This is a genomic window from Epilithonimonas sp., from assembly GCF_036780765.1.
Taxonomy (GTDB): Bacteria; Bacteroidota; Bacteroidia; order Flavobacteriales; family Weeksellaceae; genus Epilithonimonas.
The window spans coordinates 417,849-440,589 of record NZ_DAIQCG010000001.1 but is presented as its reverse complement, the minus strand read 5'-3'; the positions used below and the strand labels follow the sequence as shown (position 1 = coordinate 440,589).

Here is a 22,741-nt window from a genome sequence, read left to right as displayed (position 1 = left end):
TTTAATTTTCTGAGTTAATCAGATTTTCAATTTCAATTTTATCAAATTCAAATTTGTATTCTTTGGGCATTTCTGTGATTTTTTCTTCATTAGGATTCGGCTTATATGGATTTCCAATATAATGAATAACTCCTGTTCTCACATATTCTTTTTTATTCCAATTTGTAATATAAAATTTGGCAGAAATAAGAGTTGCTATATCACTTTCGCCCGTTGAAGTATATAAATGCATTACTTGATTCTCTTTTTTTTCAATCAGAATAGGAGTCTTTTTTTTCAAATGTATAGTAATAGTTTCATAACCTCCGTTCCAACTGGTTTTTCTATTGGATTCTTTCTTTATTATCTTTCTATTCTTTATTTCTTTTTCAATTTTATTAATAATATTCACTTGTTTCTGCGCCTGAAAACACAAAAAAGAGAAAAACATTAGAAAGAAGATATATTTTTTATTCATTTTAAAACTTACTGAGATTAGCAGTAATTAATCATCAATAAAGATAAAATAAAATAGGGGAGTTTTGGAAACCTTGTATTAATTTTTGGGTTTCTGAGAAAGAACTTTCTCTGTGAAATGCTTTGCAAAGATATAACTTTAAAAATAAAGCCTGAAGTTGTGTCACTTCAGGCCTTTTATTGGGTTTAGCAAAAAGCTATTTTATCAACTCTGTTTTGGTGTCTTCCACCTTCAAAATCTGTATTCAAAAACTTATCTACAATCTCGAAAGCTAATTCCTTTGAAATAAATCTCGCCGGAATCGAAATCATATTTGCATCATTATGTTGTCTTGCTAATGTTGCAATTTCTGGCATCCAACACAATGCGCAACGGATTTTCTGATGTTTATTAGCAGTGATTTGAACACCATTTCCGCTTCCGCAAATCAAGATTCCTAATTCGTTTTCTCCATTTTCTACAGACGTTGCTGCAGGATGTACAAAATCTGGGTAATCTACAGAATCAGTAGAGTAGGTTCCATAATCTTTGATTTCAACCTTTCCTTCTAAGTATTTTTTTATCAGTTCTTTATACTCAAAACCTGCGTGGTCCGCGGCTATTGCTATCTTTTTCATTTTAAATTTCCATTTTTACTTTTAACAATATAAAATTACTACATATTTTGTAATTGTTGGTATGATATTTTAATACAATTAATAATAATATTCAATAATAAGTATTTATATATCAACATAATATTTATTATAATATATATTAAACAAACAATTTTTGATATTATTAATTATAAGATAATATATTGTTAGAAATTGTTAGAAAACCTGTGGATAACTTTTGCCAAGTATTTCTTTTTTCAAATACTTATTTTCATTAATGAAAACCGCTTCCAAATTTTAAAACCAATTTTTTGAAAAAGTTTTCTGTCACAATTATTTCAATTATCCCCAGAAAGGTTTTGAATATTCTGATTAAAATATATTTATAAACATTTGTTGATAACAGTCATATTACTTTGATAATCAATAGTTAATTAATGTTAAAAACATATTCATTAATCCACATTTCTTGTGATGAAATAATAACTTTTTATTTTTCCGCATAATCCCACACTACAACAATAGACTACAATATTTATTTTTAAAAAAAAGAAAAAGAAGATGCTTATGATTGTAAAATAAGTTTGTGGATTTCTTTTGAGAAGAAAATTTTTAAAAGGAGAGAATAAGTTTTAAATTTGTGAAACAAAGAGAGGTGAATTATTCTCATGTCTCGTTAAAAATCTAAAATTATAATTTAATGAAAACAATAAAAGATTTCGATTTTAAAAACAAGAAAGCTTTAGTAAGAGTTGATTTCAACGTGCCTCAAGATGAAAATCTTAATGTAACGGATAATACAAGGATTACGGCTGTAAAACCAACTGTAGATAAGATTTTGGCTGATGGCGGTTCTGTTATATTAATGACACATCTTGGAAGACCAAAAGGAGAAGTGAATGATAAATATTCTCTTAAACACGTTTTAAGCGAGGTTTCTAAAGTTCTTGGCCAAGAAGTTAAGTTTGTTGAAGAATCGATAGGAGAGAAGGCAGAACAAGCTGCTAATGCTTTGCAACCAGGAGAAATCTTATTATTGGAAAATCTACGTTTTCATAATGAAGAAGAAAAAGGTGATGAGTCTTTTGCTGAACAACTTTCAAAATTAGGTGATGCTTATGTTAATGATGCGTTTGGAACTGCACACAGAGCACACGCTTCTACAGCTGTAATTGCTCAATTCTTTCCTTCTACTAAATTTTTCGGTTTACTAATGGAAAAAGAATTAGTAGCTATTGATAAAGTTCTAAAATCTGGTGAAAAGCCTATAACTGCGATACTTGGAGGTTCTAAAGTTTCTACAAAAATTACGATTATAGAAAATATTCTTCCTGCAGTTGACAATTTAATTATTGGAGGAGGAATGTCTTTCACATTCATCAAAGCGCTTGGTGGAAAGATTGGACAATCTATTGTTGAAGACGATAAATTGAATCTTGCTCTTGATATTTTAGCTAAAGCAAAAGAAAATAATGTAGAAGTTTATCTTCCAACAGATGTTGTTATTGCTGATGATTTCAATAATGAAGCTGAAAGAAAAGTGGCTGACATTAGAGAAATTCCTGAAGATTGGCAAGGTTTGGATGCAGGTCCAAGGTCAAGAGAAATTTTCAATGATGTTTTATTAAATTCTAAAACAATTCTTTGGAATGGTCCAATCGGAGTTTTTGAAATGTCAAATTTTGCTGCTGGAACTATAGCTTTAGGTGAAAGTATTGCAGAAGCTACAAAATTAGGTGCTTTCTCATTAGTTGGAGGAGGAGACAGTGTTGCTTTTGTAAAACAATTCGGTTATTCTGATAAAGTAAGTTATGTTTCAACTGGAGGAGGAGCAATGTTAGAAAGTTTGGAAGGATTAGAACTTCCAGGAGTTGCTGCTATTAGCAATTAAAAATTTATTTTCTATAAATAATAAAAACCGACAAATTTTTGTCGGTTTTTTATTTTCCTTATACTTGACAAAGTTTCAAATAAAATTTTTAAGCGATTCTCAGTGGCTTTAATTCAAAATAGAAATTTCAAGTTATTTTCTAATTTTTGTAATTACTAACAATTTTTAAACAAAATAGCCGAAAATTGACCTTCAGAAATATGTCAAAAATCGATTTTCTATTTTTTTTCGATAATGTATATCAAACTTGAAAATTCGTTAGAAAAAAGTGCTTTTACGTTAGAAATCGTTCCGTGAAAGATTGCTTTTAGCCAAAAAAGTGGTGATTTCTTATATTTCTCACTCAACATCGAGATATAAAATGAATCGAGTAGGAGAGGTTTGATTTTTCTTAATTTCCAATCCGGATTTTTAGAAATTAAATTTTCCATTCCATTTTTTGAAAAATGATAGATGTGTCTTGGCACATCATAAGCCGCCCAAAATTCTTTATAATGTTTCGCATCATAAGAAGTTGGATTTGGAACAGCAATAATTAACAAACCTTTTTCATTTAATTTCTGATGAAAAATATCCAACATCTCGCTTTGATTTTCTATATGTTCGAAAACATGCCAAAGTGTAATTGCATCAAGACTTCCATTTTCTATTGAGTTAATATCATCAATAATTTTAGCTTTTTGAGTTTTATTAATGGCAGCATTTCTAGCATCTGAATTTGGTTCGAATCCAAAAGTTTGGAAATCATTTTCAATATATTTCACAAACTCTCCAGCGCCGCAGCCATAATCTAAAACCTTCGAATTTTTTTTAATTCTATCCACAAGAATATTTTTCTTGTATTGAAGATTAAAAGACTGCAGAAATTTATAAAGCTTTTCTTTCAAACTTCCAGAATCCTGATGATGCGAAATATAATCTTCACTCTCATAATATCTTGAAATATTAGAAGGAATAGGAGAGGTTTTGTAAACACCTTTTGTTTCAGTTTCTACAATTTCAAATTCTTCTTGTGTAAGAAAATGGTCTTTAATTTTCATAAATTAATTCAAAGTTTTAAACAAAAAGAACAATGAAAAATAACATTATTCTTTGGAATGTTTCACGTGGAACATTTATATTTATCTACCTAAATAAATCAGGAGAACATTAATATCTGCTGGAGAAACACCACTGATTCTACCTGCTTGAGCGATAGTTTTAGGTTTTACTTTACCCATTTTTTGTTTAGCTTCAGCAGAAAGAGAAGTAATTTTTGAATAATCAAAATCTTCAGGAATTCTGATAGTTTCTAATCTATTCAATTTTGCAACATTTTCCTTTTCTTTCTCGATGTAACCTTTGTATTTGATGTTGATTTCAGCTTGTTCTCTTACTTCATCTACATATGTAGAAGCAATTTCTTTTATAGCTTCAACAGCTTCTAATTTCTCCAAAGTCATATTTGGTCTTGTTAGAATCTGCGCTGCTCTATAAGCTTGGTCAACAGGAGAGGATTCTATAGTTTCTAATATCGGATTGATGATTCCAGGTTTGAGCGAAGTTTCTCTTAAAAATGCTTCTAATTCATCACTTTTAGTAATCTTTTCCTCAACTTTTCTTAGTCTGTTTTCTTTAGCTAAACCAAGATTATAAGCTTTTTCAGTCAATCTGATATCAGCATTATCCTGTCTAAGAAGTAGTCTATATTCAGCTCTTGAAGTGAACATTCTATAAGGTTCTTCGGTTCCTTTTGTTATTAAATCATCAATTAAAACGCCTATATAAGCTTCATCTCTGTTCAAAATAAATTCTCCTTTATCGTGAACTTTATTATGCGCGTTGATTCCAGCAATTAGACCTTGTCCTGCAGCTTCTTCATAACCTGTTGTTCCATTGATTTGACCAGCAAAATAAAGGTTTTCAACCAGTTTTGTTTCTAAGGTGTGGTTCAGTTGGGTAGGAGGGAAGTAATCATATTCTATCGCATAGCCGGGACGGAAAACTTTCACATTCTCGAAACCTGGAATATGTTTCATTGCTTTTATTTGAACATCTTCTGGAAGAGAAGAACTGAATCCATTAACATAGATTTCTACAGTTTTCCAACCTTCTGGCTCCACAAATAATTGATGTCTGTTTCTTTCTGCAAAACGATTGATTTTATCTTCAATACTTGGACAATATCTTGGACCTAAACTCTGAATAGTTCCATTAAACATCGGACTTCTATCAAATCCTTCACGCAGAATATCGTGTACAGTTTCGTTGGTATAAACGATATGACAGCTTAATTGTTTAGTTAACTTAGGCATATCTAAATAACTGAATTTCTGAGGATTTTCATCACCTTTTTGTTCTTCCATTTTAGAATAATTTAGACTTCTTCCATCCACACGTGGAGGAGTTCCTGTCTTCATTCTACCAGCTTCAAAGCCTAAAGAAACCAATTGTTCTGTAATTCCGAACGCTCTTGGTTCTCCCATTCTTCCACCGCCTAACTGTTTATCGCCAACGTGAATTAATCCATTAAGGAAAGTTCCGTTGGTTAAAACTACAGATTTAGCTTTGATTTCAATTCCGAGTGAGGTTACAACACCAGCAACCTTATTATTTTCGATAATTAATTGTTTTACCATATCTTGGAAAAAGTCAAGATTTGGTGTATTTTCCAACGCTAAACGCCATTCTTCTGCAAACATCATTCGATCGTTCTGGGTTCTTGGAGACCACATTGCAGGACCTTTGGAGAGATTCAGCATTTTGAATTGGATTGCAGATTTGTCGGCAACAATACCGGAATAACCACCCATTGCATCTATTTCTCTTACAATTTGCCCTTTTGCAATTCCTCCCATTGCAGGATTACAGCTCATTTGTCCAATGGTTTGCATGTTCATTGTGACAAGGAGCGTTTTGGAGCCTAGATTGGCAGCAGCAGCAGCAGCCTCGCAACCTGCATGACCAGCTCCAACTACTATTACGTCATATATTTCGTTAATCATTATAATATATTAATGATGATTGATGATTGAAAATGTTCCACGTGAAACATTCTCAAAAGTTTACTTTTAAAATACTATGGAAATTAGCCCCGATTGTAGTGTAAATCCTTTTTCTTTTCTTTGATATAAGGAAAAGAAAAAGATTGCAACGGAAAGCGGGATTAAGTTCCTAAAAATTTTTAAATTGATTGATATAAAAATCTTCTTTTGCTCGCATTTGGATTTGTTCTTCTTCTGTTTTATCCTTGTATCCACAAAGATGAAGAATCCCGTGAGCCAAAACGCGATTCAATTCTGATTCAAAGTTTTGGGATAGGGTAGAAGCGTTGTCCAAAATGCGCGGCAAAGATACGAAAATATCTCCCGAAATGGTTTTTCCCTTCACATAGTCAAATGTGATGATGTCTGTGTAATAGTCGTGGTCAAGATAATCTTGATTGACTTTGAGAATATAATCGTCATCGCAAAAGATATAATTGATTTCGCCAGGTTTTTTGTTTTCTGAAATAATGAGGTTTTCCAACCATTCTGATGTGTTTGGATGGATGTCTTGAGAATCGATATTTTCGAAAAAATAGTTTATCATTTTGTTAAAACCAATGTCCTAGAATGACACTGAAAATGCCTTTATGTTTGTTAAGTGATTTACTAACGTTGAGTTTGATTTGCCCAAATGGAGATTTGTAGCCTGCCGTTAGACCAATTGAACTGTAATTGAGTTTGACGGCTTCATCAAATTTGATAGAGCTGAACATATTTGCAAAACTGAAATTTCCTATTAAAAAATAGTTTTTATTGATTCTCAATTGCAAATCATTGGAAGCCATGAAAATGTTGTTGTCGTTCAAAGACGCGAATTGGTAACCTCCAAATTGTTTATAATTGGCTATTGGTTGTTCGAAAATTCCTCCAACTCGATATTGATAAAAAGAAGGAAGATTGTCACCAATGGTTATTCCTCCGTACACATTTAATCGATATGTGAACATTTTTGAAATGTAAAAGTTCATTTTAATGTCCGCTTTTATATTAATAGGTTTTTTCTCTAATTCTGAGTTAAAAAGATCTATGATTTTTCCTTCCGCGTTAAAATAGAAACCTTTTGTAGGAAAATCTCTGTCATTTTGGGTATCACTTTTCAAAAAGACGTATGGATTGAGATATTTCTCAATATTTTTATCTGTTCCATTTCTTTCACTTTCAAAATAGTCGTGGCTCAAACCTCCTCCTATTGCAAATTTATCTTTCCAAACGGACTGAATAAATACCTCATTCCTAAACCAATCCCAAGTTTCGGTAGTATTATTATTAAAATTCTTGAGGTCGAAAGTCATTCCTGAGGAATATAGTCCAAATCCCGGTATGTAACCATTATCAATAAAGTAATTGAAATAATATCTTGGATTATCTCCAATTACGACATCTAATGACAAGTTAGAATTTCTAAATAATAATCTTTTTGCAGAATAGTTAAGTAATAATCCGGTCTTGAAAACTTCGTCATAATGAAGTCCAAATTTAAAGAAATGGCGAGATTCATCTTCCGTTACATATAATTTTAAATAACTGCTGTTATTTTCCTGAACAATATCGTAATTAATGAACTTATAATTGTTGGTTGCATACAATTTATCAATCATCTTATTCACACTTCCGTAAGTCTGCATAGAAGGTAATTTAAGCCCCATTTTTCCACGAATATAGTTGGACTTATAAATCCTTCCATTTTCTACAACAAGACTGTCAATTTTGTAAACGCTGGAGTAAATAGGATTGATAGAAACTCTTATTCTCTCAAAATTTCGTTTCGGTAGTTTGTCTAGAATATCAACATATTTTTGAGCTTCCACATAACCGCTGTCAAGAATTTTTCTTTTATCATCATAACTTGTAGCGGTCATTCCGGTAAGGTCTGGTTTGATGTTGATATCTGTGTACTTATACTGGTTAAGCGTTTCTTTTTTGATATTGATATCAATGATTTGATTTAAAATCGAAATGATGTTAGTCAAATTCTCTCGTTTTGCCAAAGGCTGATTGAGATCAACACCAATGACTATATCAATGCCTTTATCTTTTAATGGTTTTGAAGGAAAATTAACGGTCATTGCGCCATCAACATAAATGCTGTCACCAACTTTTACAGGATCCAAAAGAGAAGGGAAAGCTGAACTCGCCATAATAGATGAAACTAAATCTCCTTTCTCAAAAATTTTCATTTGACCACTTTCTATATTAGTTCCAATACACATAAAAGGAATAGGAAGCTTAGAAAAATCATCAATATTAGAAACATTTCTTAGCAATTCTTTTAGCAGGTAAACATTTCTTTGACCGGTACTAATTGAAGAAGGAAGGGTAATTTTTCCATTTTTTAGAGGAACTGTAAACAGATATTTATCAACACTTTTATTGAAGAAACTAGCTTCTCGTCGGCTTTTGGGATCGGTAATTAATGAATAGAAATCAGTATCCATTACAATTTTCTCAATATCTTTTCCTGTATAACCCGAAGCGTAAAGTCCACCAACAATCGCTCCCATACTAGTTCCTGAAATATAATCGATTTTAACGCCCAGAGAATCTAAAACTTTCAGAACACCAACGTGCGTAAATCCTTTGGCACCACCTCCAGAAAGTGATAACCCTATTTTTGGATTTTTGGGAATAACAAGATTTTCTTTTACCTGAGAATAACTCATCAGATAAGTTAGAAAAGTAACCAGATAAAAGAGCTTCTTAATCATTTGCTAATTTTTTATATAGATTCTTTTGACTCTTGGAGAGATCGAAGTTAATACTTCGTAAGTAATTGTACTACAATATTTTGAAAATTCTTCAAGCGTAGGATTTGAATTAAAAATGGTTACAGAATCGCCTTCCTTTGCAACAACATTATCCACATCAATCATCATCATATCCATGCAAATGCTTCCGACAATTGGGCAGAGTTTATTATTAACGCCTATATTTCCGACTTTGTTTCCAATCAAGCGCGGAATTCCGTCTGCATAACCAACTGGGATTGTTGCAATTTTTGTATCGTGTTCAGCTCTGAATCTTCTGCTATAACCAACAGATTCTCCCGTTTTGACTTCCGAAATTTGAGAAATTACAGTTTTAAAACTAACCGAATGCTGAAGTTGTTTTCTAATTTCAGGATTCGAAGTTTCTCCAATCATTCCAATACCAATTCTTACCATATCGTATTGATGATCAGTAAAATTGGTAATTCCAGAAGAATTAAGAATGTGTCTTATTGGTTGATACCCCAATTTGTAAATCAAATAACTTGAATTTTTCTCAAAAGTTTTTAATTGATTCAAAGTGAATTCTTTTTCTTCCGGCATATCAGAAGATGATAAATGACTGAAAATACTCTGAACTTTTACATTCATTGTGTTTAATTTTTCAGTTAATTCATCTAATTCGAAATCCTTAAAACCAAGACGATGCATTCCTGTTTCCAGCTTGATATGAATCGGATACTTCTGCTGATTTCCTGATTTTATCAATTGTTCATTAAATAATTCTAAAACCCGCAGACTATAAATCTCAGGCTCCAGATTATATTCGATAACACTGTCATAACTGTGTTGTTCAGGGTTCATTACAATAATTGGTGTTGTAATTCCCTTTTTTCTCAATTCAACACCTTCATCAGCAAATGCAACTCCAAGATAATCAATATGGTGATGTTGAAGAAATTCTGAAATCTCATAACTTCCTAATCCATAAGCATTTGCTTTTACCATTGCCATCATTTTGGTTTCTGGTTTTAATAATGATTTGTGGAAATTAATATTATGAAGAATAGCATTAAGATTGATTTCTAAAACTGTATCGTGTTTTCTGAGTTCAAGAATTTCTTTGATTTTTTCAATCTCGAATTTTCGTGCACCTTTCAGAAGAATAACCTGATTTTCTAAATCGTTAATCACCTTACTTTCAATAAATTGATTCGTATTATTAAAAGTAAAAGTTTCAGAATTAAATAGTTTATAAAACGAACTAATTTCCTCGCCAATCAAGAAAACTTTATCGAATTTTTGTTCGTTAACCAATTCAGAAACCTCAGAATATAATTCTTCCGAATTCTCGTGTGAATCCAAAATTTCCGTTAGAATCAAAGATTTTTTCGGTTTGTTATATTCGCCAATAAATTGAAAAGCAATTTTCAAAGAATCCAAATCCAGATTATAAGAATCATTGATAATCAGATTATTTCTAATTCCTTCAATACTTTCCAGACGCATTTCTATCGCTTTTAGAGCATCAATTTTTTCTTTGATTTGAAAGTTAGAAAGTTTTAATTCTTTTAAAATTCCAATTAAAGCCAAAACATTGGTTAAGGTTGCTTCGTCTCTTTGATTGATTGGAAGCGAGAATTCTTCCTCAAAATATTTGATTTTAATATCCTGATTTCGGTCATTAACATCAGAAATTATCTTGATATTATTGTTATTCTTTACTCCATAAGATATTAATTTTTTACTTGAATATGATTGATTGATTAATTTGTTTGTCAATTCGTTATCAGAATTAAAAAATATAATTTCCGAATGTTTGAATAGCTTTAATTTCTCTTTAATTAATTCTTCTTCAGAACTGAAATTTGCTGAATGAGCTGTTCCAATATGCGTCAATAATCCAATCTTTGGGTGGAAAACATTTTCCTGTTTATCCATTTCGTCTGGCTTGGAAATTCCAACTTCGAAGATTCCTAATTCGTGCTTTTTATCGATTTGTAATAATGAAAGAGGTAAACCGATTTGAGAATTAAAACTTTTCGGGCTTTTAACTGTAACAAATTCATTCGAAAGACATTGATAAAGCCATTCTTTCAGAATCGTTTTTCCATTACTTCCTGTAATCCCAATCGAATTGATGTCAGAATGTTCAAAATGATATTTTGCAAGCGTTTGTAAAAACTCAACAGAATTTTCTGTAATGATTTGATTGACAGTGGGATTATCAATTTTATGTTCTGTGATAATGGTGTCAATTCCTTTTTCTATAACAGTGTCGATATATTTCTGTCCAGAATTCTTTTTGGTATTGATAGCAAGAAATGCAGTATTTTTTGTAGAATAAATAGTGCGGCTGTCAAAAGCAATGTTTCTGATTTTGATTTCGCTGCTTCCTATGATTTCAGAATTGGTAATTTGTGCAATTTCTTTAGCTGTGTAATTCATTGAATACTAAAACTATACTAATTATTTTCTTTATCTTTATTAAGAACTTCCTCCACAAAAATTCTTCTGCTCACAGCATCGTAAGCTTCTGTTTCTCCAAGTTCAACTAATTCCTTTCCTGCCGAAGTTCGCATAGAATAGTTGGCAAGATTTCCTGTTCTTCTACAAATTGCGTGAACTTTGGTCACGTATTCTGCAGTTGCCATTAGGTTTGGCATTGGACCAAACGGACGACCAAGAAAATCCATATCCAAACCTGCAATCACAACCCGAATTCCGTTATTTGCTAATTGATTGGCAACATCAACAATGCTTTCATCAAAAAACTGCGCTTCATCTATCGCCACCACATCACAATTAGAACCCAACAAAAGAATCTCGGAAGGGCTTTCTACAGCTGTACTTCGGATTTTGGTCTGGTTATGGGAAACTACATCTTCCTCAGAATAGCGTGTATCGATTCTTGGTTTGAAAATCTCCACATTCTGGCCAGCCATTTCCGCACGACGGAGTCTTCTGATGAGTTCCTCAGTCTTTCCGGAGAACATAGAACCGCAGATAACTTCCATCCAACCGCTTTGTTTGGAATGATTAATTGTATTTTCTAAAAACATTATTAATTTAGCAAAAAATTGTTTTAAAATTATAAAAGAAAAACTTGACGAAACCTTTTTGGGAACAAAATTGTTCTTAAATTTATATTCATCAAATTTAAGTAAAAATTAATAAGATATATTATGCAAAATTGGCGGGAATCATACGAGAAAATTTTCGGAGAGATGAAGAATCTTTTGTCAGAATTATCAAAATCTGATACTTATGAAGAGATTTTGGCGAAAGAAAATGAAATTAATCAACTTTATCAAAAGTTTTCTTTTCTTAAAATTTCTCAAAATTTTGAGTTGTCGTCAACCGAAATTAAACCTTTGCAATCAATTGAAAATCAGATAATAAATACTAATTCAGATTTGTTATCAGTTGAAGAATTTGAGGATGAAAATAAGGTTGCAGAAATTATTGTAGAAGAAACTGAAACACTAGATATTTTTGCAAATGTTCCGGAAGTGGAAGAGGTTCATTCTTTTGCTGAGATTGATTCTCAAGAGGATTTAGTTGAAGAAATTGTTTCAGAGAATACAACTGAAGAGATTCAACAAGCGGAAGAAATAATCGAAGAAGAATTCGAAACTCCAAATGAAGAATTGGTTGAATCAATTTCAGAAACTGAAGTTGTAAATGAAATCGAGAATGAAAATCAGTCTGAAGAGATAATTGAAACTGAGGAAGAAAATCTTTTAGAAAAACCAGCTGAAAAACTGGAACCAATGCAGGACAGCCAGTTTTCTTTCGCGATGACAAAAGAAGAGCCAGTTGCAGAAGAAACTTCGAATGATGATTATGAAGCAAGATTGGCAGAGAAAGAGGCTAAACTGAAAGAACTTGAGGAAAACAGAAGAAAAATTGTAGAGTTTTCTAAAGAAAATACACAACCTAAAGACAAATCTCAAGAGGTTTACGAATCTCAAAGTCAAGAAGAACATCACGATAAAAAATTCAAATTGGCTAACATCAAAGGTTTGAAAGTAGCAAAATCTTTGTTTGATGATGACCATTTGGAAGAAATTGAAAAACCTGCGCCAGTTCAAAATTCGGGAAGTCTTCTAAAAAATAATGTTCCGACAGATTATATGGAAGCGCCGAGACCAAAACCAGAATTCAAGCTGGATTTGAATGACAGAATTGCGTTTTCTCAACATCTTTTTGACGGAAGCCAAAGTGAACTTAATCAAGTTGTTTCTGTTCTGAATTCTTTCAATTCTTTGGAAAAAGCTCAGGAATTTTTGAGTGATATCTACTACGAAAGAGATTGGAAAAAAGTTGATAATTATGCGCAGAGATTGTGGACTTTGGTAGAAAATAGGTTTTTGTAAAATCTAGATGAAAAAAGACATTAGCATTTTTGGAAAACAGATTAAGTTGAATAACATTGTATTTTATGTTATTTTCTTTGGTGTTTTTTCAATTTATAGTTTTGTTGAAAGACCATACATAAAAGAAATATATCTTAATAATGATATAAAAAATTTTGAGGATAATTATTTTTGGAAAATCTATCTTGTTTTATGGTTTCTTTTGATAATTTTTGGATTTTACAAAGTAGAAAAGACCAAGGAAAAAATTGCAGAATTAGGAATGACTTTCCTTTTTTTTCTAGTTTTTGGCTATATTTTGCTTAATAATTTTATTACAACAAATACATTATTTTTAAATCAATTAGAATCTACAAGAAAAAAAATATCTGTTTATCAAGTTTTTAATTATGATAAGGACAATATTTCTCTGAGTGGAATAAGTGATAAAGAATATATTTCTGAAATTCTTGAAGATGAGATTTTAAATAAAATAGAAAAAAATAGAGCTAGAAATCAATTAAAACCCTTGAATCAAATCAAACACGGAGATACTGTAAATGTTATTTTTGACAAAGGATTGTTTGGTTTCAAATATTTAAATTAAATGAGCGGTATTCTTTATTTTGTTCCAACACCCGTTGGAAATCTGGAAGATATGACTTTCCGAGCTGTGAAAGTTCTGAAAGAAGTGGATTATATTTTGTGTGAAGATACCCGAACTTCTGGCGTTCTTCTTAAACATTACGAAATATCTAAACCGCTGAAATCGTATCATTTACATAACGAACATCAGGCGACAGAAAAAGTTGTTCAGGATTTGGAAAATGGTCAGAATATTGCCATTATTACAGATGCTGGAACACCAGGAATTTCTGACCCAGGTTATCTTTTGGCGAAAGCTTGTGCAGACAAAAATTTGGAAATGATTTGTTTGCCAGGCGCAACCGCTTTTGTTCCAGCTTTGGTAGTTTCAGGTCTGCCGAATCACGATTTTTATTTTGCGGGATTTCTTCCTCAGAAAAAAGGAAGACAAACCAAACTCAAACAATTAGCTGAAGAAAAGAAAACAATCGTTCTTTACGAAAGCCCACATAAAATCAATACAACACTTGAGCAAATCAAAGAATTCTTTGGAGAAGAAACTAAAGTGAGTCTTAGCAGAGAAATTTCCAAAAAATTCGAAGAGACTAAACGAGGGACAATCAATGAGTTAATTGAATTCTCAAAAAGCAAAACTTTAAAAGGCGAGATTGTTCTGATTGTGAATAATTCTTAAAGTATTATTTTTGCCATAATAAAATTAGAAAACATTATAAAAATATATGGGATTACTACAAGGTAAAGTTGCTATCATCACTGGCGCAACGCGTGGAATCGGGAGAGGAATTGCAGAAATTTTTGCCAAAGAAGGTGCAAAAATCGCATTCACTTATGCTGGTTCTGTTGAAAAAGCTAAAGAATTGGAATCAGAATTAAGCAAAATAACAGAAATCAAAGGCTATCAATCAGACGCTTCGGATTATGACGCTGCTCAAAAATTAGTTGAGGATGTTTTGGTAGAATTCGGAACCATTGATATTTTGGTAAATAATGCGGGAATCACAAGAGATAATTTGATGTTGAGAATGTCAAAAGAAGATTGGGATACGATTATCAAAGTTAATTTGGATTCGGTTTTCAACTTGACGAAAGCGGTTATCAAACCAATGATGAAAGCAAAATCCGGCTCTATCATCAATATGACTTCGGTTGTTGGAGTGAAAGGAAATGCAGGACAAGCGAATTATGCCGCTTCTAAAGCCGGAGCAATTGGATTTACTAAATCTATCGCTTTGGAATTAGGTTCCAGAAACATCCGTTGCAACGCCATCGCACCTGGTTTCATCGAAACTGAAATGACGGCTGCTTTGGACGAAAAAACAGTTCAAGGCTGGAGAGATGGAATCCCAATGAAAAGAGGTGGACAACCTGCAGACGTTGCTAATGCGTGCGTTTTCTTTGCAAGTGAATTATCTTCTTACGTAACAGGTCAGGTGCTGAATGTTGACGGAGGAATGTTGACTTAATTATAACAATATCAAATATTTATAAAGCTTTTTGTTTTCTACACAGAAAGCTTTTTTATAAAAATTATGACAATCAACGGAAAGAATTACAACAATATTTTATTGGTTTTTGCTTTGGAATCTGAAGCAGAAAACGAGTTCGAAAATTATAATAAAGTCTTTGTAGGAATTGGAAAAGTTAAAGCGACTTACAATCTTACAAAAGCTATTCAGAAAGTGAATCCGGATTTGATTATCAATCTTGGAACGGCTGGAAGTACAACTTTTGACAGAGGAAGTGTTGTGAATTGCAGTCGATTTATTCAGAGAGATATGGATGTCAGAGCGTTGGGTTTCCAGAAGTTTGAAACACCACTTTCCGGAGAACCATTTCTTCTGGAATATGGAGTGAATATTAAAAATCTCCCGAATGGAATCTGCGGTTCTGGCGACCAATTCGAAATGGAACATATCAATCCGGAATACAATGTCATCGATATGGAAGCTTTTGCACTAGCGAAAGTTGCAGAATATGAGAAAATAGATTTTCTCTGTCTGAAATATATTTCTGACGGTGCAGACGGAAATGCGGCCGATGACTGGACAAAAGAGGTTAGAAAAGCTTCAACTGCGCTAAGAAGAGAACTAGATAATCTTTGATAAAAAACCAGCCGAATTTGGCTGGTTTTTGTTATTTATTTCTGCAATTATCAACGACAGTAAAGGTTAATGAGTCAAACTTTTGTTCCATTTTATAATCCAAGCCTTCCGTTTTTTTATTATTGACATAGAAGTCAGAATATTTTATTGCATCAACATCCTTATCTGATGATACACCAATTTTAACTTCTTTATTACTCATTGTTCCAGAACCTAGAATTGAAACATTAGGAAATCTAAAATTTTCTTTATTGATATTTGCTTGAGGAATTTCGATTTTAATGCCTTTTTCGTCAACATAATAATATTGATGATTAATTCTTCCGTTAAATTTTTCTGAAAGAATTAAAATTCCATTTTTAGAAAACTCAAAAATTTCTTTTCCATCTTCTTTTCTTATCTTTTGTCCACATTTTTCTTCATAAACAATTCTTAATTTCCCAATATAATTTTTAGGAATAAGAAATATTTTTGGACTTGTGTAATTGTAAGCCTTTAAAAATAAAATAGTACACGGAAGATATAAAACTATTGGAGCTACAATACTTATTATTTTAAATTTATTTTTAGCCTCAGAAATTAAAATAAAAAGACAGCCAAGGATAAATATAAATCCAAGATAAACAACTAGGTAAAAGCTTATTACACAAGCAATATAGCTTATGATAATTAAACTTAAACCAATATTGAATTTTGTGAAAATCAAAATTTAAATAATTCTAAAGAAATTACCCATTAAAAACTTGATTTTCCTGCTCTTGAACGCGGATAAAAGTTGTTCTTTTAGACAATTCTTTCAATTTAGATGCGCCAACATAAGTACACGTCGAACGAACACCGCCCAAAATATCTTTCACCGTATCAGCAACTGAACCTTTGTAAGGCACTTTAACAGTTTTTCCTTCAGAAGCACGATATTCTGCAACACCTCCGGAATGTTTATCCATCGCAGTTTGAGAACTCATTCCGTAGAATAGCCGGAAAGTTTTTCCATTTTCTGTGATGAGTTCGCCACCACTTTCGTCGTGTCCAGCAAACATTCCGCCGAGCATTACGAAGTCTGAACCGCCGCCAAAAGCTTTTGCCACGTCGCCAGGAACTTTACAACCACCGTCGCCGATGATTTGGCCGCCTAAACCGTGAGCTGCATCAGCACATTCTATAATTGCGGAAAGCTGAGGATAACCAACGCCCGTTTTTACACGCGTCGTACAAACCGAACCAGGACCAATTCCAACTTTGATGATATCAGCGCCAGCCAAAATCAATTCTTCTACCATTTCGCCAGTTACGACATTGCCAGCCATAATGATTTTATCAGGGAAGTTTTGACGTGCTTTTTTCACAAACTCTACAAAATGTTCAGAATAACCATTGGCAACATCGATACACAAAAACTGAATTTTTGGATTGGCATCCAAGATTGTTTTGATTTTTTCTTCATCGGCTTTTCCGGTTCCTGTACTCAAGGCAATGTATTGGTAAAAGTCATCGTCTTTATCTTTCAGAAAATCTGACCATTCCTGTACGGAATAATGCTTGTGAACAGCAGTGATGATTTTGTCTTTGGATAAAGCTTCCGCCATTTCGAAAGTTCCGACTGTGTCCATATTGGCAGCAATCAGAGGAACGCCGCTCCATTTTTTTTGAGTATGAAGAAAAGTGAATTCTCTCTCTATTGTCACTTCGCTGCGGGATTTGAGTGTAGAACGCTTCGGACGAAACATCACATCTTTGAACCCTAACTTGATTTCGTTTTCTATTCGCATATATCAAAATTAGCATTTATTTTTTTGAAAAGAATAAGATTTGGAATTGCTTTTTCAAGAAAAATATCCAATTATTTTTAGGGCAGCCCAATCCGGCTGAAGTTTACCCTGAGCGAAGTCGAAGGGCTTCCAATTGTCACTCTGAGGTTCTCGAAGAGTCCGCTCAAGTCGGGCTGCGTGCAATTCGACTTTTCAATCATTCTTAAAGTCTTCGACTCCGCTCAGACTGACATTGCGTAAACAATGTGAATAGTATTAGAATTGTCACACTGAGCGGAGTCGGAGTGTCATCAGTTTAATAAAATAATCAATAAAGAATCTCTATTTTTGTTATTGTGAAACATCTTGTCATTATTGGTCTCGTTATTCCGGAGCCGGCTTCTACTGCAGCGGGTCACAGAATGATGCAACTTATCCAACTTTTCTCAGAAGCAGATTATAAAATCACGTTTTTGACGGCTTCCAACAACATCGAATTTTCAGAAAAAATCGAAATCCAGAAAATCGAAATCAACAGCGAAAGTTTTGATGAAAAAATAAAAGAACTCAATCCTGATATTGTGCTTTTTGACCGTTATGTGACTGAAGAACAATTTGGTTGGCGCGTTTCTGAGAATTGTCCCACAGCAATCAAAATTATTGATACAGAAGATTTACATTTTCTGAGAGAAGCGAGGCGGAAAGCTTTTGTTGAGAAAAAGGAAGTTAATAATGAAGATTTTATAAATGATATTTTCAAGAGAGAAATTGCGTCGATTTTGCGCTGTGATTTGTCTTTGATTATTTCTGAATTTGAATATCAACTACTGACAGAGAAGTTTAAAATCAATCCTGATATTCTGTTTTATATTCCGTTTTTGACTGAAAAGATTGAGAAGAATAAAACTGCTTTCAAAGAAAGACGACATTTTGTTAGCATCGGAAATTTCCTTCACGAACCGAATTGGCAAACGGTTTTGAAGTTGAAATCGATTTGGAAAAATATTAGAAAACAACTTCCTGATGCTGAACTTCATATTTATGGAGCTTATGCTGGAGAAAAAGTTTTCCAATTGCATAATGAGAAAGAAGGTTTTTTGGTGAAAGGAAGAGCTGACAATGTTGAATCTCTTTTTAATCAATACAAAATTTTGCTGGCTCCAATTCCTTTTGGCGCTGGTTTGAAAGGAAAACTTTGGGAAAGTATGCAGTTGGGTTTGCCTAACGTCACTTCATCAATGGGAGCAGAAGCAATGCACAAAGATTTGCCTTGGAATGGTTTTATCGAAGATTCTGATGAAGAATTTGCAGAAAAAGCAATTGAATTATATGAAAACGAATCTGTTTGGAATCAAGCCAATGAAAATGCTTTTGAGATTCTGAATCAAATTTTTGATAAAGAATTGTATGTCAATCAGTTTTGGAAAATCATTTCTAAAATTGAGATTAATCTTGAAAAGCATCGGACAGAAAATTATCTTGGAAAAATCCTGCTGCATCATCAATTGAACTCGACAAAATATATGAGTCGGTGGATTGAGGAGAAAAATAAAAAATAACGAATCGATTATCAAACAAAGATTAGCATTATTTCTTGCGATTTTAGGTTGGATGTCGGTTTTATCTGATGTGGAAACCAGTTGTTTCTAAGCTAGAATCTACAATTCGGTTTTTCAGCTATTTCATGATTTTGACTAATTCGATTTTAGCTATTTATATCATAATTGTAGGCTTAGTTTATCAGATTCTTTTGAGAAATACTTGGAGCCCAACTGGACTTCAAATAATAGTTGGTGAGCTCTTAGATTCCATCAATCCGGGATTAGCGATTATTTATTGGTTTTTGTACGAGGATAATAAGCTTAATTATAATCAAATTCCGAAAATGTCTATTTGTTTTATATTCTTATTCGAGGCTATTATTTAGGCTTTTATCCTTATCCAGTTGTTGATGTATAAAATTAGGATTGAATCAAGTATTGGTCTTTAATCGTTGTGTTTGTTTTATTCTGCGTCCTTTTTGTTTGGATCAAAAAACCGAAATCTAAAGAGAGTGAATAAATATTAGAATTTTAAAGAATACAAAAGCTCATAAAAACAAAAAACCACTAGACTAATCTAGTGGTTTTGCTCCTCTTGCTGGGCTCGAACCAGCGACCCTCTGATTAACAGTCAGATGCTCTAACCAACTGAGCTAAAGAGGAATGTTTCCATTTGCTTTAAGCGTGTGCAAATATAGAAACTTTTTTTATACTTCCAAAACTTTTTAGAGAAGTTTTTTTAATTTTTTTGACTAAAAAATTGCGCTACGACCTTAACTATATCATTTCCAAATATTAACGCCATAAGGCCTAATAAGAAAATTACACCTACCATTTGCGCATTTTCCAAAATTTTCTGTGGAACTGGTTTTCTTGTGATGATTTCCCACAATGTAAACAAGACGTGACCTCCATCTAATCCCGGAATTGGAATCAAATTAAGGAAAGCCAACCAAACAGAGAACATTGCTGTAAAGCCCCAGAAAAACTCCCAATCGATTGAAAGGCTTCCATCTTTGCTTTTTTCAACGTGCATATTGTTTACGATGGCGATAGGGCCTCCAACCTTTTTATAACCCTGAGTTTTGGTATTGAAAATAATTTTGAACTGCTTAATCTGCATTGTCAAAACATCAATTGTTCTTGTAAAACCTCTTGGGATTGCTTGTAAGAAAGTATAGCTCTTCGTTGTCTCACTTTTGTTCAGATAACTTTGAGCTAATTGGAAGTTTGGACCAAATCCTAATTTTCCTTCAGGAGTGCTTTTAGCTTTGATTGTAAGCGGTTGATCATTTCGGATAATATCTAAACTGATTTCTCCGCCTTTATTTGTTTTTAAAGCATCGGTAACTTGATCGTAGAATTCCGTTTTCTGTCCGTTGATGCCAACAATTTTGTCTCCTTTTTTCAAACCAGCTTGGATTGCCGGCATATTAGGAGTCAAAATATCAACCACCGCAGGAAAACGATTCATAAAATAAAGCTTCGCTTCATTCGCATGAAGAACTTCGGCAACACCATCTTCATTGATGGGGAAGGTTAGTTCCTTTCCATCCCTCAAAACCGTTACGTTGTTTGCGAAAAGCATATTGATACTGGATGTTTCCATTCTTTCAGCTGGTTTACCATCTATTTTTAGGATTTTATCACCTGTTTTTAGTCCCATTTTCTGTCCAGCATCAGAAACCGCAATTCCATTTTCGAATTTGGAATTATCATGAAACGTTTCGCCAGTAAAAAAAGAAAGACAAGAATAAATAAACCACGCCAGAAAGAAATTAACCGTCACACCTCCCAGCATAATGATTAGTCGCTGCCAAGCTGGTTTTGCACGGAACTCCCACGGCTGCGCCGGTTTCTTCAGTTGCTCGGTGTCCATACTTTCGTCCACCATTCCCGCAATTTTCACATAGCCGCCCATTGGCAACCAGCCGATGCCGTATTTCACACCTTCGTGTCTTCTCCAGTCGTCTTCCGGAAGTGCGGAAGTGTCAATCGGTTGAGTTACCTTTTTCCCGTTGATTTCCAACTCCACTTCAGTAGGCTGGTTTTTCGAAAAGAATTTATATTGCCATTTTCCATTGATTTTCTTCATGGCGAAGATGGAAAAATAAGGATCGAAGAATAAAAAGAATTTGTCTACTTTGGTTTTAAACCATTTCGCTGGCAAGAAATGCCCGATTTCGTGTAATGTTACAAGGATAGAAATGCTCAGGATAAACTGAAATATCTTTAATGCTAATTCCATTAATATGTTTTAAAATTATAGTTGTCAAAGGTAATCATTTAGTCAGAAACTATACCAATGTAAAAATCAGCCTTTTCTCTGCCAAAATAGCACTTGGTGGTGATGATAATTTGGGCAGCTATTTCCGCCCTCCGCTATTATCTTTTTGCTCGGCATAGCCTCTCGCAAAAAGGATAACCGCTCAGGTCGGGCTGCGGGCGATTCAGCGGAAAATCAAAAGTGTAAATATTAGATAGAAATCCTTAATTTTAAATCAAATTTAAAAATGAAATAATGTCAAACATCGAGATGATAATCGAAGAACGTGCTGCCGATATTGGTAACTTTTTGGTTGGTAGGTTGTTGCCGTTTTCTCAAAAGAGAAGCGTTGGGCCATTTGTATTTATCGATCATATGGGACCGGCTGCGCTCAAAGATTATGAAAATATGGATGTTCCGCCGCATCCGCATATTGGACTTTCTACTTTGACATTTTTGTTTGAAGGAAGCATTGTGCACAGAGATTCCATCGGAACAGAAATCGAAATCAAAGAAGGCGCAGTGAACTGGATGACCGCAGGAAAAGGCGTTGCACATTCTGAAAGAACACCGGAATATCTCAGAACAACAGATAAAAACCTCCACGGATTACAGATTTGGGTGGCGCTTCCAAAAGAATTGGAAACAATGGAACCAGAATTTTTCCATATCAACAAAGAAGATATCCCAAGTTGGATAGATAGCGGAATCAATTATAAATTAATCGCTGGCGAAATCCTTGGGCGAAAATCTCCGGTTCCTACCTATTCGCCGCTGTATTTCTTGGAAGTTAAAAATACACTTCAGGAAGACAGAGAAATTGTTCTCGGGGATTATCTTTTTGGAGAATCTTCTCTTTACATCTTAGAAGGAAACATAGAAAGTGAAGGCAATCTTTACAACCCGAAACATATCCTGATTGCGAAAGATTCCAAACTTTGTCATTTTGTTTTGAAACCAAATTCCACGGTTTATATTTTCGGGGGTGAACCTTTTCCGGAACCGAGATACATCTATTGGAACTTTGTAGCTAGTTCGCTAGAAATGATTGAAGACGCCAAAACCAGGTGGCAAAACCACGAGTTTCCAAAAGTAATTAATGACGATGGCTACGTTCCGCTTCCACCACAGAATAAGAATATTAAATTAAAAGAATAGATAACAAAAAGCATCTCGACATTTCGGAATGCTTTCTTTTTTCTTGATTAAATTAAAAATTATATTTCCGATGTAATAAAAGATTTTCTTTAGTTGTTACATTAATAGCTAAAGAAACAATTATAAAATGAAAAAACTACATTTAATCATTACTCTGCTTTTATCAATAAGCCATACGATTTGGCATTAGAAAGTTACAAGAAAGCAATCAGCTTTAGTGAAACCAATGGTAATGCTGAATGATAGTAAAAATCAGAAAATTGAGAAGTAAAAATTTTCAAATTAAT

General features: G+C 33.2%; 20 protein-coding genes and 1 tRNA gene. 9 read left to right on the top strand and 12 right to left on the bottom strand.

What is annotated here, in order from left to right; translation table 11 throughout:
• Nucleotide 1: 1 nt before the first annotated feature.
• Together V7P73_RS02120 and rpiB are read right to left on the bottom strand one after the other, a co-directional pair.
• A complete protein-coding gene (locus tag V7P73_RS02120) occupies nt 2–457 on the bottom strand; it encodes a hypothetical protein (RefSeq protein ID WP_333851066.1) in 456 nt (151 codons plus the stop codon).
• A gap of 185 nt (nt 458–642) precedes the next feature.
• Nucleotides 643–1,074: a ribose 5-phosphate isomerase B gene (gene rpiB, locus V7P73_RS02115; protein WP_333851065.1), complete on the bottom strand. Its 432-nt coding sequence runs from the start codon at nt 1,072–1,074 to the stop codon at nt 643–645.
• Between the two features lie 679 nt (nt 1,075–1,753).
• On the opposite strand from rpiB, the gene V7P73_RS02110 reads away from it, so the two are divergent.
• Entirely contained in the window at nt 1,754–2,944 is a 1,191-nt protein-coding gene (locus V7P73_RS02110) for a phosphoglycerate kinase (protein ID WP_333851063.1), read from the top strand.
• Nucleotides 2,945–3,162: 218 nt separating this feature from the next.
• Here the strand turns inward: V7P73_RS02110 and V7P73_RS02105 are convergent, their stop codons facing one another.
• The 6 genes from V7P73_RS02105 to V7P73_RS02080 form a co-directional block, all read right to left on the bottom strand.
• Entirely contained in the window at nt 3,163–3,984 is an 822-nt protein-coding gene (locus V7P73_RS02105; RefSeq protein WP_333851062.1) for a class I SAM-dependent methyltransferase, read from the bottom strand.
• A gap of 81 nt (nt 3,985–4,065) precedes the next feature.
• A complete protein-coding gene (gene mnmG, locus V7P73_RS02100) occupies nt 4,066–5,928 on the bottom strand; it encodes a tRNA uridine-5-carboxymethylaminomethyl(34) synthesis enzyme MnmG (RefSeq protein ID WP_333851060.1) in 1,863 nt (620 codons plus the stop codon).
• Nucleotides 5,929–6,097: 169 nt separating this feature from the next.
• Entirely contained in the window at nt 6,098–6,514 is a 417-nt protein-coding gene (gene ybeY, locus V7P73_RS02095) for an rRNA maturation RNase YbeY (protein WP_333851059.1), read from the bottom strand.
• A gap of 4 nt (nt 6,515–6,518) precedes the next feature.
• On the bottom strand, nt 6,519–8,675 hold the full coding sequence (locus tag V7P73_RS02090) for a patatin-like phospholipase family protein (protein ID WP_333851057.1): 2,157 nt from the start codon (nt 8,673–8,675) through the stop codon (nt 6,519–6,521).
• A gap of 3 nt (nt 8,676–8,678) precedes the next feature.
• A complete protein-coding gene (locus V7P73_RS02085; RefSeq protein ID WP_333851055.1) occupies nt 8,679–11,123 on the bottom strand; it encodes a bifunctional UDP-N-acetylmuramoyl-tripeptide:D-alanyl-D-alanine ligase/alanine racemase in 2,445 nt (814 codons plus the stop codon).
• Between the two features lie 17 nt (nt 11,124–11,140).
• Complete coding sequence (locus tag V7P73_RS02080; protein ID WP_312420150.1) at nt 11,141–11,737, bottom strand: thymidine kinase; 597 nt, start codon at nt 11,735–11,737, stop codon at nt 11,141–11,143.
• Between the two features lie 165 nt (nt 11,738–11,902).
• Here V7P73_RS02080 and V7P73_RS02075 point away from each other — a divergent pair, with 165 nt between their 5' ends.
• The 5 genes from V7P73_RS02075 to V7P73_RS02055 all read left to right on the top strand — a co-directional run bounded on the left by V7P73_RS02075 (nt 11,903) and on the right by V7P73_RS02055 (nt 15,741).
• Nucleotides 11,903–13,054 (top strand): hypothetical protein, encoded by a 1,152-nt coding sequence (locus V7P73_RS02075; protein WP_333851054.1) that lies wholly within the window; start codon nt 11,903–11,905, stop codon nt 13,052–13,054.
• Nucleotides 13,055–13,061: 7 nt separating this feature from the next.
• On the top strand, nt 13,062–13,640 hold the full coding sequence (locus V7P73_RS02070; RefSeq protein WP_333851052.1) for a hypothetical protein: 579 nt from the start codon (nt 13,062–13,064) through the stop codon (nt 13,638–13,640).
• The gene (gene rsmI / locus V7P73_RS02065; RefSeq protein WP_333851050.1) at nt 13,641–14,312 is read left to right on the top strand and encodes a 16S rRNA (cytidine(1402)-2'-O)-methyltransferase; all 672 of its coding nucleotides are present in this window, start codon (nt 13,641–13,643) and stop codon (nt 14,310–14,312) included.
• Between the two features lie 46 nt (nt 14,313–14,358).
• The gene (fabG, locus tag V7P73_RS02060; protein WP_333851048.1) at nt 14,359–15,102 is read left to right on the top strand and encodes a 3-oxoacyl-[acyl-carrier-protein] reductase; all 744 of its coding nucleotides are present in this window, start codon (nt 14,359–14,361) and stop codon (nt 15,100–15,102) included.
• 66 nt (nt 15,103–15,168) lie between these two features.
• Nucleotides 15,169–15,741: a 5'-methylthioadenosine/S-adenosylhomocysteine nucleosidase family protein gene (locus tag V7P73_RS02055; protein WP_333851046.1), complete on the top strand. Its 573-nt coding sequence runs from the start codon at nt 15,169–15,171 to the stop codon at nt 15,739–15,741.
• A gap of 31 nt (nt 15,742–15,772) precedes the next feature.
• Here the strand turns inward: V7P73_RS02055 and V7P73_RS02050 are convergent, their stop codons facing one another.
• On the bottom strand, nt 15,773–16,447 hold the full coding sequence (locus tag V7P73_RS02050; protein ID WP_333851045.1) for a DUF6843 domain-containing protein: 675 nt from the start codon (nt 16,445–16,447) through the stop codon (nt 15,773–15,775).
• Between the two features lie 22 nt (nt 16,448–16,469).
• Complete coding sequence (locus V7P73_RS02045; RefSeq protein ID WP_333851043.1) at nt 16,470–17,510, bottom strand: GMP reductase; 1,041 nt, start codon at nt 17,508–17,510, stop codon at nt 16,470–16,472.
• 335 nt (nt 17,511–17,845) lie between these two features.
• Between V7P73_RS02045 and V7P73_RS02040 the strand changes: the two genes are divergently transcribed.
• Both V7P73_RS02040 and V7P73_RS13955 read left to right on the top strand, forming a co-directional pair.
• On the top strand, nt 17,846–19,048 hold the full coding sequence (locus tag V7P73_RS02040; RefSeq protein WP_333851041.1) for a glycosyltransferase: 1,203 nt from the start codon (nt 17,846–17,848) through the stop codon (nt 19,046–19,048).
• Nucleotides 19,049–19,116: 68 nt separating this feature from the next.
• The gene (locus tag V7P73_RS13955; protein ID WP_442896953.1) at nt 19,117–19,416 is read left to right on the top strand and encodes a Pr6Pr family membrane protein; all 300 of its coding nucleotides are present in this window, start codon (nt 19,117–19,119) and stop codon (nt 19,414–19,416) included.
• A gap of 203 nt (nt 19,417–19,619) precedes the next feature.
• Here the strand turns inward: V7P73_RS13955 and V7P73_RS02035 are convergent.
• Nucleotides 19,620–19,693 (bottom strand) — tRNA-Asn (locus tag V7P73_RS02035).
• A gap of 76 nt (nt 19,694–19,769) precedes the next feature.
• Nucleotides 19,770–21,278 carry an RIP metalloprotease RseP gene (gene rseP / locus V7P73_RS02030; protein WP_333851039.1) on the bottom strand — a complete coding sequence of 503 codons (1,509 nt, stop codon included), beginning with the start codon at nt 21,276–21,278 and terminating at the stop codon, nt 19,770–19,772.
• 273 nt (nt 21,279–21,551) lie between these two features.
• Here rseP and V7P73_RS02025 point away from each other — a divergent pair, with 273 nt between their 5' ends.
• Nucleotides 21,552–22,454, top strand: a complete 903-nt coding sequence (locus V7P73_RS02025) for a pirin family protein (protein ID WP_333851038.1) — start codon at nt 21,552–21,554, stop codon at nt 22,452–22,454.
• The last annotated feature ends 287 nt before the right edge of the window (nt 22,455–22,741 follow it).